Origin of the sequence: Dactylosporangium sp. CA-152071 (assembly GCF_050936335.1) — a bacterium.
In the GTDB taxonomy this organism is placed as follows: Bacteria; Actinomycetota; Actinomycetes; order Mycobacteriales; family Micromonosporaceae; genus Dactylosporangium; species Dactylosporangium maewongense.
Genome location: NZ_JBNJMZ010000001.1, coordinates 2,791,937 through 2,805,824, shown reverse-complemented (window position 1 = coordinate 2,805,824; position 13,888 = coordinate 2,791,937). Strand labels below are relative to the sequence as shown.

The 13,888-nt window shown below is 71.3% G+C and carries 11 protein-coding genes; 8 read left to right on the top strand and 3 right to left on the bottom strand.

What is annotated here, in order from left to right; all coding sequences use genetic code 11:
- Window positions 1–69: 69 nt before the first annotated feature.
- On the bottom strand, window positions 70–1,437 hold the full coding sequence (mycP, locus tag ACQEVZ_RS12410; protein WP_433365555.1) for a type VII secretion-associated serine protease mycosin: 1,368 nt from the start codon (window positions 1,435–1,437) through the stop codon (window positions 70–72).
- Between the two features lie 85 nt (window positions 1,438–1,522).
- Entirely contained in the window at window positions 1,523–2,545 is a 1,023-nt protein-coding gene (locus tag ACQEVZ_RS12405) for a zinc-dependent alcohol dehydrogenase (protein WP_433365552.1), read from the bottom strand.
- A 20-nt stretch (window positions 2,546–2,565) separates the two neighbouring features.
- On the opposite strand from ACQEVZ_RS12405, the gene ACQEVZ_RS12400 reads away from it, so the two are divergent.
- A complete protein-coding gene (locus ACQEVZ_RS12400; protein WP_433365549.1) occupies window positions 2,566–4,284 on the top strand; it encodes a dihydroxy-acid dehydratase in 1,719 nt (572 codons plus the stop codon).
- Between the two features lie 117 nt (window positions 4,285–4,401).
- On the top strand, window positions 4,402–4,782 hold the full coding sequence (locus ACQEVZ_RS12395; RefSeq protein ID WP_433365546.1) for a hypothetical protein: 381 nt from the start codon (window positions 4,402–4,404) through the stop codon (window positions 4,780–4,782).
- Between the two features lie 912 nt (window positions 4,783–5,694).
- On the opposite strand, the gene ACQEVZ_RS12390 is transcribed toward ACQEVZ_RS12395, so the two are convergent.
- Window positions 5,695–6,408 (bottom strand): hypothetical protein, encoded by a 714-nt coding sequence (locus tag ACQEVZ_RS12390; RefSeq protein WP_433365543.1) that lies wholly within the window; start codon window positions 6,406–6,408, stop codon window positions 5,695–5,697.
- A 61-nt stretch (window positions 6,409–6,469) separates the two neighbouring features.
- On the opposite strand from ACQEVZ_RS12390, the gene ACQEVZ_RS12385 reads away from it, so the two are divergent.
- The 6 genes from ACQEVZ_RS12385 to ACQEVZ_RS12360 all read left to right on the top strand — a co-directional run bounded on the left by ACQEVZ_RS12385 (window position 6,470) and on the right by ACQEVZ_RS12360 (window position 13,751).
- Complete coding sequence (locus tag ACQEVZ_RS12385; RefSeq protein ID WP_354897730.1) at window positions 6,470–6,955, top strand: MarR family winged helix-turn-helix transcriptional regulator; 486 nt, start codon at window positions 6,470–6,472, stop codon at window positions 6,953–6,955.
- A gap of 33 nt (window positions 6,956–6,988) precedes the next feature.
- Window positions 6,989–7,522 carry a hypothetical protein gene (locus tag ACQEVZ_RS12380; protein ID WP_433365540.1) on the top strand — a complete coding sequence of 178 codons (534 nt, stop codon included), beginning with the start codon at window positions 6,989–6,991 and terminating at the stop codon, window positions 7,520–7,522.
- A 149-nt stretch (window positions 7,523–7,671) separates the two neighbouring features.
- Entirely contained in the window at window positions 7,672–7,812 is a 141-nt protein-coding gene (locus ACQEVZ_RS12375; protein ID WP_433365537.1) for a hypothetical protein, read from the top strand.
- 1,135 nt (window positions 7,813–8,947) lie between these two features.
- Window positions 8,948–9,205, top strand: a complete 258-nt coding sequence (locus ACQEVZ_RS12370; RefSeq protein ID WP_344504197.1) for a hypothetical protein — start codon at window positions 8,948–8,950, stop codon at window positions 9,203–9,205.
- Window positions 9,206–9,256: 51 nt separating this feature from the next.
- Window positions 9,257–11,122: a hypothetical protein gene (locus ACQEVZ_RS12365; protein ID WP_433365534.1), complete on the top strand. Its 1,866-nt coding sequence runs from the start codon at window positions 9,257–9,259 to the stop codon at window positions 11,120–11,122.
- Between the two features lie 196 nt (window positions 11,123–11,318).
- Window positions 11,319–13,751, top strand: coding sequence for a DUF2334 domain-containing protein (locus ACQEVZ_RS12360; RefSeq protein WP_433365531.1), 2,433 nt, complete (start codon window positions 11,319–11,321; stop codon window positions 13,749–13,751).
- The last annotated feature ends 137 nt before the right edge of the window (window positions 13,752–13,888 follow it).

Sequence of the window (13,888 nt, the reverse complement as noted above, 5' to 3'; positions counted from 1 at the left end):
GGGTGGCGGCGGGTAGTAGGGGTGCCGCACAAACGGTGGCGAGGGGTTGTGGGTGTCCGTGGGGGAGGGTCAGCGGCCGCCGCTGGAGGAGGTTGGCATGCTCAGGGAGCGGGAGGCGTTGGCCAGGCCGCGGGAGGATTGGGTGCGGTGGACGGTCGGGGGGCGGACGTTCATCGGGCCGATCGTCGGCTCGAACCGGTCCTGTCCGGCGCGGCGGGGCTCCTGGCGACCGGCCGCTGCCGCGGGGGCGCCGTGGAGCCTGCGGCGGGCGCGTTGCACGAGCAGGCCGGACCAGATCAGCGCGGTCGTGACCACCGCGGCGAACGCGACCCAGATCGCCGGCAGCGACGACTCCGCGGCCGACCGGGCGCTCTCGGGGCCGAGGCCGGCGCCGCCCTGACGGGTGGTCTCGGGTGGGGCGGCGCCGTCGAGGAGGGCGGCGACGGCACGGTACGGGTTCACGGTGCCGAACCCGACCTGCGGGTCGCGGCCGCCGGGCGGCTGGTCGGCGGTGGCGGTGATCCGGTCCGCGATCTGCTGCGGCGTCATCTCGGGGTAGTAGGCGCGCAGGAGGGCCGCGGTGCCGGCGACATACGGCGCGGCGAAGCTCGTCCCGCCGCCGGTCCGCATGCCGAACCCGCCGCCCTGCGGTGCCGGGCCTTCGATGTTCACGCCGGGCGCGGCGACGTCGACGTAGTCACCGGACGTGGACGTGGACACGTGCTTGTCCTGCTCGTCGACGCCGGCGACCGCGATCACGCCGTCATACGCCGCCGGATACGCCGGCTGGTTGGCGTTGGTGTTGGCGCCGTCGTTGCCGGCGGCGGCGACCACGATGACGTTGCGGCTCAGGGCGCGGGCGACGGACGCGGCGAGCTTCGGCGTCGGCTGCGTCACCAGCGACAGGTTGATCACGCCGGCGCCGTGGTCGACGGCATAGTCGATGGCGTCGGCGATGGTGTTGGGCAGCTCCTGGTCGAAGCTCCGCCGGTCGTCCTCCAGGACGCGGATCGGCAGGATCTTCGAGGCGGGCGCGACACCGTAGAACCCGTTGCCGGGCAGGCGGAGTCCGGCGATGATCCCCGCCACGAACGTGCCGTGCGCGGCCTGGTCGCAGTCGCCGACCCCGCCGGGCTGCACGTAGTCCTTGCCGGGCAGGACCTGGTCCTTCAGCGACGGGTGCGTGGTCGACACGCCGGAGTCGATGACGGCGACGATGACCCCCTCACCCTTCGTCATCGGCCAGGCCAGCTCGGGGTGCAGGCGCTTGAGGGGCCACGGGGTCTCGGTGAGCTTGTTGGGGAACGTCGCCCCGCACGCCGACGGCGCCGCGACGGCCATCTGGGGCGCCGCGAACGGGACCGGGGTCACGACCAGCGCACAGGTCGCGAGCAGCCCGGCGACCGCCCGAACGCCGATCCGTCGAAGTTGCCGCACGTGCCACAGGTTAGCGGTTCCCCGCCGCCCGATGCTGCCCTGGCCGGTGTGCCCTGTGGACAACGGGGTGCTTGTGGACGACGCGTCACAGGGAAGGGTCGATGTGGACCTTCGGGGCGGCGCCCCACGCGGCCGGCCGGGCGGGGGACAGGGCGGCCGCCGCCTCCGACAGGCCGATCGTCGCCGCGACCAGGGGGCGCGGGTCGACGGCCTCGGAGGCGTACAGCTCGACGGTGCCGGCCAGCCCGCCGGACGCGCTGAGCACGCCGACCGCGGTCACGTCCTTCAACGCGAGGGTCCGCGAGTCGAGCAGGCTCGGTGTGCCGGACAGCCCGATGTACACGACCCGGCCGCCCGGCTCCACGAGGTCGAGCGCGGCCGCCGGCGACGTCGCCGCGTTGGAGGCGTCGACGACCGCGTCCCAGCGCAGCGCCGGCAGCGTGGCGGCGGTCCACACCGCGCCGCAGCCGAGCCCGCGGGCGAACTCGACCGACGCGGCCGTCACGCCCAGCAGGTGCACCTCGACGCCCTGCGCGGCGGCGATCTGCGCGACGAGCAGCCCGATGGTGCCGGGCCCGAGGACGAGCAGCCGCTCACCGGCCCGGACGCCGGCGCCGCGGACCGCGCGCAGGGCGTTGCCGCCGGGCTCGACGAGCGCGCCGAGCGTCGGCCCGACCTGCGGCGGCAGCGCCTGCAGCGCCCGGGCCGGGACGAGGAGCCGCTCGGCGAGGGCACCGGGCCACCCGTGGCGGATGCCGATCTCGTGCCTGTGCGCGCAGAGATGCTGGCGCCCGCTCGTACACCTGAAGCAGCCGCCACAACCGAGCATGGTGTCTCCCGTGACACGCCGGCCGACCCAGGCCGCGTCGACGCCGGGGCCGGCCTCGCGGACCACGCCGGACCACTCGTGCCCGATCCGGATGGGGTATTCGGCCTGGCCGTCGTGCAGGTACGACATCTCGCCGGTGAAGAACTCGACGTCGGTGCCGCACACGCCGGCGCGCTCCACGTCGACGACGACCTGTCCCGCCCCGGCGACCGGTTCCGGGACGTCCTGGACCTCGGCCCGGCCGGGACCGATGATGACGAATGCGCGCACGTTCCCCATCTTCCGCCGAAGCAGGTGCCATGACACGACTGCGCAGCGCCGACTGGTACGCCGGCGACGACCGCAACGCGTACATCCACCGCGCCTGGATGCGGCGCGGCCTGCCAGCCGACGCGCTCGACGGCAGCCGGCCCCAGATCGCGATCGCCAACACCGCCTCCGACCTGACGCCGTGCAACCGTCACCTCGACGAGGTCGCCGAGCACGTCGCCCGCGGCGTCTGGGAGGCCGGCGGCGTCCCGCACAACCTGCCCGTCGTCTCCCTCGGCGAGACCCAGGTCCGCCCGACCGCGATGCTGTGGCGCAACATGGCGGCGATGGCGATCGAGGAGATGCTGCGCGCCAACCCCATCGACGGCGTGGTCCTGCTCGGCGGCTGCGACAAGACGATCCCGGCGCTGCTCATGGCGGCCGCCTCGGTCGACCTGCCGGCCCTGGTCGTCCCCGGCGGCCCGATGCTCACCGGCACCTTCCGGGGCGCGCCGCTCGGCTGCGGCACCGATGTCTGGCGGCTGTCGGAGGAGGTACGGGCGGGGACGCTCACCTCGCAAGGCTTCCTGGACTCCGAGTCGTCGATGATCCGCAGCCGCGGGCACTGCAACACGATGGGGACCGCGTCGACGATGGGCCTGCTCGCCGAGGCGCTCGGCATGACACTGCCCGGCACCGCCGGCATCCCCGCCGCCGACAGCCGCCTGCTCGCCCGCGCGCACGCGTCGGGGCGGCTCGCCGTCGACCTCGTGCACGCCGAGCGCCGCCCGTCGACCGTCATGACCGCCGAGTCCTTCCACAACGCGATCGTCACGCTCGCGGCGACCGGCGGGTCCACCAACGCCGTGGTGCATCTGCTCGCGATCGCCGGTCGTCTGGGTGTACCGCTGTGCCTCGACGACTTCGACCGCATCGGCGCCGGCGTGCCGCTGCTGGTGGACCTGCAGCCGGCGGGGCGGTTCCTCATGGAGGACCTCCATCGGGCCGGCGGCCTCGCCGCGGTCCTGTCCGAGGTGCTGGACCTGCTGTCGCCCGCTGCGCTCTCCGTCACCGGCGCGCCGTTCGTGTCGTCGCTGGAGGGCGCGTCCATCTGGGACAACTCGGTCATCCGGTCGCGAATGGATCCTGTACTGCCTGCCGCCGGGATCGCTGTGCTGCGCGGCAACCTGGCCCCCACCGGCGCGATCATCAAGCCCGCCGCCGCGACGCCCGCCCTGCTCCAGCACCGCGGCCCGGCGCTCGTCTTCGACTCCATCGAGGACTTCCACGCCCGCATCGACGACCCGCTGCTGGACGTGGATGCGTCGACCGTTCTTGTACTGCGTGGCTGCGGCCCGAAGGGCTACCCGGGTATGCCGGAGGTGTCCAACATGCCGCTGCCCGAGAAGCTCCTGCGCGCCGGCGTCCGCGACATGGTCCGCATCTGCGACGGCCGGATGAGCGGCACCGCGTACGGCACCGTCGTCCTCCACGTCGCCCCCGAGGCCGCGGCCGGCGGCCCCCTCAACCGCATCCGCACCGGCGACATGATCGTCCTGGACGTCCCCGGCCGCACACTCACCGTCGATGTGCCTCAGGCCGAACTCGACGCCCGCCCGCCGTCCCAGGCGCTCCTCGACGCCCTGGCTCGCCCCGCCCGCGGCTGGGAACGCCTCTACGTCGACACCGTCCTCGGCGCGGACACGGGCGCCGACTGCTCGTTCCTGCTCGGCTCCTCCGGCCCTCAGGTCAGCCGCGAATCCCACTGACCCGGACCCGGCGGCGCTGGCACGTTTCCGTGATTCGGCGAGGTCAGCGGCTCCGTAATGTTTGGTGCATCGCAAGGAACACTTCGCGAACCACCGACATACATAAAGGGATTTGAGATGAGCGAGTACGGCGAGATCGAGACGGGCGAGCAGCACGAGGCGTTGGACCAGCTGCACCAGGTCGACGCGAGTGAGAGCAACTATGACTCGCAGTTCGGGGTGTACGAGCAGGACCACGCGGCGGCTGAGTCGACGTCGTTCGATCAGGGTCACCAGGTGTCGTACACGGACCCGAGCGGTGCGCGGTACGAGGAGTCGGACTTCACCTCCTACGATCACTCGTCGGCCGAGACGGACCACGTGTTCGCCGCCGAGGGTTCGGAGTCGGCGTCCTCGAGCGAGTTCCACCAGCTCGAGGCGCTGCGTGCCCAGCTGGACTCGGCGTTCGCCCAGGCGACCGTGGTCCAGGACGGCCCGGCCGGGATCGCCGCCTCCTGAACAACAGCAACAACAGATGCGTGAATCCCAGCAGCGGTGCCGGTCAGCCTGAAACACGGCGGGCCGGCACTGACTCGTTCCTGGCCAGCCACGCAGGCCGAACTCACCTCAGGACGAACTCACCCGGTGTACGGATCCACAGCGTCGACTGGCTGCTGTTTGGCGGCGGACACGTCGATCCGGACCGTGGTCGCAGCGTTCCAGACCTCCATGCGGACCCAGGCGTTGCTCATCAACCCGAGGCTGTCGGAGGAGAACGCCCTGCAGCTCGTTGGGGGTGGAACACCTGCACGAGGAGTCCACCGCCTGCGTGTACGTCTCCGTCCCCGCCACCGGTTTCGGTGACGAAGCACTGGTACATCTCCACGGATTCCCTGTACATCTCCACGAGTCCCCGGCCTGCCGCGAGACGCATGCTGCCCAGCACCGCGCGAGCGTTCCCCGGCGTGACGATCGACTCGGTCAGTGCGCTCGGATGGCCCGTCGCGAGACGCACACTGGGTGGTGCCGCGCGAGCGTTCCCCGGCGTGACGATCGGCTTCGGTCAGTGCGCTCGAATGGCTCGTCGCGAGGTGCATGTTGGCCCGGCACCGTGTGAGCATGCCCGGCGTGACGACCGGCTTCGGTCGTCGCGCTCGGATGCGGTGAGGCGCCGGGGCGGATCGTCGGTCGTCACCTGGTGGTGCTGGAGCGGCGGTGGAGCGGGAGCTTGGAGCCCGCGGTCGCGAGGTGCATGTTGGTCCGGCACCGCGTGAGTGTTCCCCGGGGTAACGATCGGCTTCGGTCAGTGCGTTCGGATGGCTCGTCGCGAGGCGCATGCCGGCCGGTGCCGCGCGAACGTTCCTCGGCGTGACGAATCGCTTCGGTCGGCGCGCTTGGACGCGGTGAGGCGCCGGGGTGGACCGTCGGTTGTCACGTGGTGGTGCCGGAGCGGCGGTGAAGCGGGAGCTTGAAGCCTGCGGTGATCAGCCAGGCGAGGGCGGTGAACCTAGCGACCGGCAGCAGGTACGTGGCGGGCTCGAGTAAGAGGCCCAGCGTGGCGAGCTCGGCGACGGCGGCGATGGCCAGGCCGGCCCAGGCGAGCCAGCGGGGCAGCAGGCCCGCGAGGAGGCCCGGGACCGCGATCCCGGCGAGCAGCAGCCCCAGCGGCACCACGTGGCCGGGGCCGCCGGTGGCGAAGGCGAGCAGCTGCAGGAGGCGGATGACCTCGGGGTCGGTTGTCGCGGCCGGCTGGGAGAGGGTCCAGCTGACGAGGCCGGAGAAGGCCATGAAGGCGGCGGCGAGCAGGCCGCCGGCGAGGGCGATGGTGGCGCCCGGGGCGCGGATGCCGAGGCGGTGCAGGCGGGCCGAGGCGGTCGCCGCGTAGATGGCGAGGGGGATGGCGGCGGCGAACTGGAGCGTGCCGCCGACACGCACAGCGAACTCGTGGTCCTGGAAATACGCGACGATCTGCGCCGCGTCGCCGAACGGTGACGGGAACGGGGTCCCGTCGGCCAGCACGGTGCCGAGCACCAGGCCGGCGATGAACAGAGCGGTGACGACGACGCCGAGAACGCCGAGCGGTGGGCCGCCTTGGCCAGGTCGGGAAACCGGCCCGGCGGCAGCCTGGACAGCAGGCGTGGCCATGATGTGATCCCTTCACGAGATGAATGGTTCAGTCGAGTGAATTATTCAGTACACTAGCGCTGTGACTAGTCCTGGGCAACCCCCGCAGGGTGCGGCGTTTCTCGTCGCGCAGGTCGGTGCGCACGCTGCCGGCAGGTTCGCCGAGCGTGTCGAAGCGCTGGGGCTGACGCCGCCCGAGGTCGGGCTGTTGCGCATGATCGCCGGGGCGCCGGGGCGGAGTCAGCAGTCGGTGGCGGCCGACATGGGTGTGGTGCCGAGCCGTGTGGTGGCGATCCTCGACACGCTCGACCACAAGGGGCTCGTCGAGCGGCGGCCCGGCGTGAGCGACCGACGGCATCACGCGCTGCACCTCACGGACGACGGCCGGCAGGTGCTCATGGAGATGCGACAGCTCGCCCGCGCGCACGACGAGGATCTCTGTGCCGCACTCGACCCTGACGAGCGGGCGCAGCTCGCCGGGTTACTGCAGCGCATCGCCGACCAGCAGGGTCTCACTCCAGGTGTACATCCCGGCTACCGTCAGCTGAGCGCGAAGCGCAGGCGCTGACGTGAGCCAGTGCATCCACTACGGTCTACGACCATGACGGCACCACAGCGCGCTGAGTTCACGGCGGCAGGCATGGGGGCCCGGGTCGTGGCGCTCGTCGGCGCCCTGGCCGCGGTGCTCGCCATGAGCATGCCGTGGGCCAGCGAGGACAACACGGGCGTCGCCGAGACCGGCGAGGTCCTGTTGATGCGCGGCGGTGTCGAGTGGACCGGCTGGGGCATCTACGGCGCGAGCCGCCTGGACGGGCACCGTCCCGTGTCGCTGACCGTGGCGATGATTCTCATCGCGGGCACGGCGGTGCTCGCGCTCGCGGCGTGGGTGGCGTTCGAGCGGACGCGCCGACGGTGGTTACCCCCGGCGACGGCCGCCGCTGCCGTGATCATGCTGGTCGTCAGCTTCCCCGGCCTGGAGGGCGTCAACGGGCGGTTCGGCACCGGCCACATCACGACGACCGAGTTCGGCATCGTCGTCTGGCGCCTCGCCGTGGCCGCGGTGGCCCTCGGCTCGACCCGCCTCGCGCTGTTGCAGGAGGAGGCCGCGCAGCCGCTGCGCCACGACGCCGCCTGATACCTCGGCACCAATACCTGTCCTGCGACGGCTCCATCGCTGACGGGTGCCGCACCCCGAGCGGTGGACGACGGGCTGTGTTGGCCGGTGGGCTGGGCCGCGGCAGTGTCCGTGTTGGGGTCGGATGGCGGTGGCACCGCGGTGTCAGGATGCCGGCGGCGCTGAAGGTCCTCCCCGACGCCGCGGTCGGCGACGAACCCGAACTCGTCGCGAAGGTCGTGCTGCCGGTGGATCGGGTTGGGTGGTGCGGGTTCTTCGTGGGTGGTGCGGGTTGTGGTGGTCGGCGGTAGTGGTGGTGGTCGGGGTGGATGGCGGGTGTGGTGGTGTCGGCCAGCGGTGATGTAGGCCCGCGGTGATGTAGGCCTGCGGTGGTGTGGGCCTGCGGTGGTGTGGGCCTGCGGTGGTGTGGGCCTGCGGTGGTGTGGGCTCGCGGTGGTGTGGGCCTGCGGTGGTGAATTGGTGCGGTGGTGTGGGAACGGCAGGCGTGTGAACGGGCTGGACTTGTGTTGCGCTGCTGCGGTGGCGTTGCGGTCTTGCGGAGCGGGGGCGGCGGCCGGGGTGCTGGCAATCCCGTGGTTCGGTGCTTCTGGGGTGGCGACCGCTGAAGGGTCTGGTGCCGAGCTCCGCGCCGTCGTCCTGCGCCCCGTCGTCCTGCGCCCCCGACCTGACCGGGTGAGGCCGGCTGGGGCTGAGGTATCTGAGGTGGGCGAACGCTGTCGTGTCCGGCGCTCGTGGGTTTGTCGGAGCGGGGTCGGGCGGTGTGGTGATCGAAGGATGGGGTTGGTCGTGGTGGCGGCCAGGACTGTCCTTCGATCGAGGCGGTGGTGGGAAGGGCGGTGTCGGTGCTGGGTGGCTCTTGTCGTTGTGCGCCGGTGCGGGCGAAGTGGCTGTGCGGCAGGGGCGGTGTTCGAGGCGGGTGGCGGTGGGGGTTGTCGGTGGCGTCGGTATTGAGGGCGTGGTGAGGGCCGATGTTGCTGGTGGTGGTTGACGAAGCCGCGCCGGGCTGGATGTCGTCGCGGCGGTCGGTGCGGGATGTGCTGCGGTGCTGTGGTGGCGGTGGGTGTTGGGTGGGGGGTTGCTGTGGGCCGTTTTGTGAAGGTTTGGCTGGGTGGTGTCACTCTCTGTGGTTGGGTTTGCGCGGTGGGGGAGGGGTTGTCATCTGACTGGGGTGGTGGGGTGCCACTCGGTTGCTGACAACCTCGTCGCACCCGGGCGGCTACCTTAGGTGGACCAGCCGCACAGGCTGGCGGGAAGCAGAGATCCGCCGGGCGTCTTTGGTCGCCAGTTTGGTCCGGTGGGGAGCGAGTGGCGAAACCGGGCCCGTGTTCAGGTGAGTATTCACGGGGGAACCGGTGTGCGTATTTTTGCGCCCTCATGAGCAGCAGTGAATCGCTGACGTAAACGCATTCCACATTCTTGCCCTCGGTGATTCGAGGGTTTCTCAAGCGTGCCGTGCTGCGGCGGGAGCGGGGGTTTTCCGTGCTGAAGAAAGCTGTGATGGGCTTCGGGGCCGCTGTTGCCGCGGTGGCGCTGGGGGCCGTGATCTACCTGGCGGCGGCGCATCAGACGCCGGCGGCGGATGCCGGTGTTGTTTCCCGGCCCGCTAGTCGGAGCGAGTTGCAGCCGCCGCCGAAACCGGAGCTGCTGAAGCCGTCCGAGCGCGTCGTCGTCACCAGTAAATAGCGAAGCAAGTCGTCACCGATAAACGTACCGCCCCCAGATTAGGAGAACTGCGTGTTCCGCTCGAAGAAGCAGAAGATCGCCGCCATCGGTGCGACCGCCGCGGCTGTGCTCGTCGGTGTCGGCGCTGCCGCTTACGGTGCTGTGCCGGCCAGCAACACCGGTGTCATCACCGGGTGCCGGGACAAGAACACCAGCGCACTGCGTGTCATCGACTACCAGGCCGGCTCGCGGTGCCGGAGCAGCGAGCAGATGGTGCAGTGGAACCAGACCGGGCCCAAGGGTGCTACCGGCGCGACGGGTGCCACCGGCGCCGTCGGCGCGACCGGCGCCACCGGCCCGAAGGGTGCTACCGGCGCGACCGGTGCCACCGGCGCGAAGGGTGCCACAGGTGCGACGGGCGCGACGGGTGCCGCCGGCGCGAAGGGTGCCACAGGTGCCACGGGTGCGACGGGTGCCACCGGCGCGACTGGCGCCCAGGGGGCGGCCGGCGCGACTGGCGCACAGGGTGCCAAGGGCGAGACGGGTGCGACCGGCGCGACCGGCGCTCAGGGCGCCAAGGGCGAGAACGGTGCCACTGGCGCCACCGGTGCCCAGGGTGCGCAGGGCGCTCAGGGCGAGAAGGGCGAGGCGGGCGCCCAGGGTGCCCAGGGTGCCCAGGGTGCCCAGGGTGCCCAGGGCGAGAAGGGTGAGACCGGCGCGCAGGGTGCTCAGGGCGAGACTGGCGCCCAGGGAGCCCAGGGAGCCCAGGGAGCCCAGGGAGCCCAGGGAGCCCAGGGAGCCCAGGGAGCCCAGGGTGAGAAGGGCGAGACCGGTGCCACCGGTGCCCAGGGTGCTCAGGGCGAGAAGGGTGAAACCGGTGCGGCCGGCGCCCAGGGTGCTCAGGGCGAGACCGGTGCGACCGGTGCCCAGGGCGCGCAGGGTGAGAAGGGCGAAACCGGTGCGACCGGCGCCCAGGGTGCTCAGGGTGCTCAGGGGGAGAAGGGCGAGACCGGTGCGACCGGTGCGACCGGTGCCCAGGGTGAGAAGGGCGAGACCGGCGCCCAGGGTCTCCAGGGCATCCCCGGCATCAACGGCAAGGACGGCGACCCGGGTCCCAAGGGCGAGCAGGGTGAGAAGGGCGAGACCGGCGCCGCCGGTGCGGCCGGCGCGCAGGGTGAGAAGGGCGAGCAGGGCATCCAGGGTCTTCAGGGCATCCAGGGCATGCCCGGCCTGAGCGCGTACGACCTGGCCCTCGCCAACGACCCCACCATCGGCACGGTGCAGGAGTGGCTCGCCTCGCTGGTGGGCGTGAACGGTGTCGACGGCAAGGACGCGTACCAGCTCGCGGTCGACATGAACGCGTTCACCGGCACGCCGGAGGAGTGGCTGGCCTCCCTCAAGGGCAAGGACGGCGCCGCCGGTGCCGCGGGTGCGACCGGCGCCCAGGGTGCCGCGGGTGCGGCCGGCGCGACCGGTGCCACCGGCGCCGCGGGTGCCACCGGCGCACAGGGTCCCGCGGGTGCGGCCGGCGCGAACGGCTCGGTCTGGCTGACCGGCACGGGTGCCCCGGCGGGTGCGAACGGCGCGGTCGGCGACATGTACCTCGACACCGCGACGTACAACCTCTACAAGAAGACCGCCGCGACCACCTGGACGCCGAGCGGCAACATCAAGGGCGCGGCGCCCACGGCGACGTCCTCGACGAAGCCCGGCACGCTCAACATCGGCAGCGGCACGTCGACGAACAACGTCCTGAACGTCACGTGCGACAACGCGGGCATCGCGATGGTCGGCACGTGGAGCGAGACCGGCTCGGGCAACGTGACGCAGTCCAGCAGCAAGCAGTCGACGGACGGCAAGACCTGGCAGTTCACCTTCACGCACAGCGGCAGCTCCAACTCCGTGAGCGCGCTGGTCACCTGCGTCAGCTTCGGCTGAATCGCCAAGGCTTAACCGCCAAGGCTTAGCCGCCAAGGCTGAATCGCCAAGGCTTAACCGCCAAGGCTTAACCGCCAAGGCTTAACCGCCAAGAGCAAAGAGCAAGAACCACGGTGTGGGCCCCGGTGAAAACGCTGGGGCCCACACGCACAAAGCCCAAGCCGTACACACGAAACCCAAGCGAAAGCGAGCACCTGTGCGCACTGTGGTGAAGCTGGTGGCGTCGACGATCGTCGGCTCCATCGCCGCCGGTGGCCTGAGCACGGCGGCCCATGCCGCGGGGCCGGCGGTCAGCGGGGTCACGCCGAAGAACGGGACGACCGGCGTCGCCGTCGGCGTCCGCCCGACGATCAGCTACGGCGACGCGGTCGACCCGACGGCGATGCGGTACTCGTTCGTCAAGACCAGCGGCGGCGCATCGGTCGCGAGCTATTACGCATACGACGCGCCGACGCACACGTTCACGTTCACCCCGCGCGCCGCGCTCGCCGAGCAGACGAAGTACACGATGACGGTGAAGGTCAGCACGTCGACCTACACGTGGTCGTTCACCACCGGGGTCACGGACAGGACGGCGCCGAGCGTGCCGGGCGCGCCGAGCGTCGCGGACGTCACCACGACGGGCGCGACCGTCAGCTGGGGCGCCTCCACGGACGCCGTCGGCGTGACGGGCTACCAGGTGTTCGACAACGGCACGCTGAAGGCGACCGTCACCGGCACCTCCACGACCCTCGCCGGCCTGGAGCCGGGCACCGCGCACAGCGTGACCGTCAAGGCGCTCGACGCCGCCGGGAACGCGTCCGCGGCGTCGGCACCGGTGGCGTTCACGACCCTGACGCCGCCGCCGGCGCCGGACACGGCCGCACCGACCGCCCCGGGCGCCCCGGTCGCGAGCGCGCTCACGTCGACCGGCGTGACGCTGACATGGCCCGCGTCGACCGACAACGTGGGCGTCACCAAGTACACGGTCACCGGCGGCCCGGAGGTCGTGACCAGCACCGTCAACAGCGCCACGCTGACCGGCCTGTCGCCGCTGACCGCGTACTCATTGAAAATCACCGCTGAAGACGCGGCGGGCAACACGTCCCCGGCGTCGCCGAGCACGGTCGTGACGACCCCGGCCACGCCGGTCGCGAACGGCGTCAACGGCGCCGGCATCCCCGGCTCGACCGGCAAGACGCTGGTGCTGTACGACACCACCGGCCCGTACGGCTTCCTCGGCGAGCTGTACGCGACCGCCGCCGCGAACCTCAGCTCCCACTTCGGCGACTGGACCGCGCAGCCGGTGACCAGCTACGCCGCCGGTGAGCTGGAGCAGTTCCAGGCCGTGGTGTACCTGGGCAGCACGTACGACGAGCCGCTGCCGCTCGCGTTCCTCGACGACGTGACCGCGACCACCAAGCCGGTCGTGTGGATCTACGACAACATCTGGCAGCTGACGGCCCGCGACCCGAACTTCGTGGCCAACCGCGGCTTCACGTGGACCGGCTTCGACGTGTCGTCGGTGTCGACGGTGAACTACAAGGCGAAGACGTTCACCCGGGACCCGCAGAACGGCGCCGGCATCATGAACACCACGATCAGCGACGCCACCAAGGCGACGCCGGTCGCGACCGCGGTCCGCGCCGACGGCACGACGCTGCCGTGGGGCGTGCGGTCCGGCAACTTCACGTACCTCGGCGAGATCCCGTTCTCGTACATCAGCGCCGACGACCGGTACGTCGCCTTCTCCGACTTCCTGTTCGACGTGCTCGCGCCGTCGACCGCGGAGCGGCACCGCGCCCTGGTGCGCATCGAGGACGTCGGCCCGGACGCGGAGCCGAGCGAGCTGCGGGCGATCACCAACTACCTGTACGGCAAGAACATCCCGTTCTCGGTGGCCGTCTACTCCCGCTACCGTGACCCGCTGGGCTCCGGCACGGGCGGCAGGGCCGAGGACTACACCCTCGCCGACCGGCCCCAGGTCGTCGCCGAGCTCAAGTACATGCAGTCGCACGGCGGCACGCTGCTGATGCACGGCTACACGCACCAGTACGAGAGCATGATCAACCCGTACAACGGCGCCAGCGCGGACGACTTCGAGTTCTACACCGCGCACGTCGACCCGGTCACCAACTACGTGATCTACGACGGCCCGGTGCCGGCGGACTCGCAGGCCTGGGCGCAGGGCCGCATCGACGGCGCGTTCGCGGCGTTCAAGGCGGCCGGCCTGGCCGCGCCGACCATCTTCGAGTTCCCGCACTACGCCGGCTCCGACGCGTCCAACAGGGCGGTCGCGGCGACGTTCAAGACGCGGTACGACCGCGGCCTGTACACCTCCGGCGCGCTGCGCGGCGGGGCGCTGGACAACAGCCGCATCTTCGGCCAGTTCTTCCCGTACACGGTGAGCGACATCTACGGGGTGCTGACGGTGCCGGAGAACATCGGCAACATCGAGCTGGAGCCGTTCAACAACCACCCGGCCCACCTGTCGGCGGACATCGTGAAGTCCGCGCAGCTGAACACGGTCGTGCGGGACGGTGTGGCGAGCTTCTTCTTCCACCCGTACGTGCCGCTGAGCTACCTGCAGGAGACCGTCACGGGCATCCAGGCGGCGGGCTACACGTTCGTCGCGGCGGGGTCCATGTAGTCACCACGGCAACACCCAGGAAGGCCGGTGCCCCCAGCGCCGGCCTTTCTGGCTGCCCGGGGGACAGATCCGCACCCCGATTGCACCTAAATTCGACATGTCAGCAAAATTCAGCGCTTGTACCGCAGGAGGCCCGC